The sequence below is a fragment of the Arthrobacter sp. 2MCAF14 genome (assembly GCF_052115645.1).
Lineage (GTDB): Bacteria > Actinomycetota > Actinomycetes > Actinomycetales > Micrococcaceae > Arthrobacter.
Map to the genome: position 1 here is coordinate 1 of NZ_JBFRHB010000108.1, position 1,015 is coordinate 1,015.

1 protein-coding gene is annotated in these 1,015 nt (G+C 65.1%); it reads right to left on the minus strand.

Going from position 1 to position 1,015, the window contains the following annotated elements:
* A partial coding sequence (gene lipA, locus AB4074_RS24810) for a lipoyl synthase (RefSeq protein ID WP_441415751.1) occupies positions 1-1,015 on the minus strand: 1,015 nt, incomplete at both ends.

Consider the following 1,015-nt stretch of genomic DNA (forward strand, 5'->3'; position numbering starts at 1 on the left):
GCGTGGTGTGCGAGGAGGGTGCGGGCTTCCTGGCGGGTGGTGCCGGAGTCCTGGATGCCTTCGGCGATGTGGGCCAGGTGGGCGGGGATTTCGCGGCCTTTTTTGCGCATCGCGGTGGCCCAGAGGCGTCCGGCGCGGTAGGAGGAGCGGACCAGGGGGCCGGACATGACGCCGAGGAAGCCGATTTCCTCGGCTTCGGTGGCGAGGTCGACGAATTCCTGGGGTTTGACCCAKCGGTCCACGGGCAGGTGCCGTTCGGAGGGGCGCAGGTACTGGGTGATGGTGATCAGGTCACAGCCCGCGGCGTGCAGGTCGGTGAGGGCTTCGGAGATCTCTTCGCGGGTTTCGCCCATGCCCAGGATCAGGTTGGATTTGGTSACCATGCCGGCGGCCCGGCCCTGGGTGATGACGTCCAGGGAGCGGTCGTAGCGGAACGCGGGGCGGATGCGCTTGAAGATCCGGGGSACGGTTTCGACGTTGTGCGCGAARACCTCGGGGGCGGAGTCGCAGATCGCTTGGATGTGTTCGGSTTTGCCGGAGAAATCGGGGATGAGCAGTTCGACGCCGGTGCCGGGGTTCAGTTCGTGGATCTTGCGGACGGTTTCGGCGTAGAGCCAGACKCCTTCGTCTTCCAGGTCGTCGCGGGCCACGCCGGTGACSGTGGCGTAGCGCAGGGCCATGGCCTKGACGGAGCGGGCGACCTTGGTGGGTTCGAACATGTCCACGGGGGAGGGTTTGCCGGTGTCGATCTGGCAGAAGTCGCAGCGGCGGGTGCATTCGGAGCCGCCGATCAGGAAGGTCGCTTCCTTGTCTTCCCAGCACTCGAAGATGTTCGGGCAGCCGGCTTCCTCGCACACGGTGTGCAGGCCTTCTTTTTTCACGAGGTTCTTCAGGCCCACGAATTCAGGGCCCATCTGGACCTTGGCTTTGATCCACTCGGGCTTGCGTTCGACCGGGACGGCTTTATTGCGCTGTTCAACGCGCAGCAGCTTACGGCCTTCAGGTGCCAGGGTCA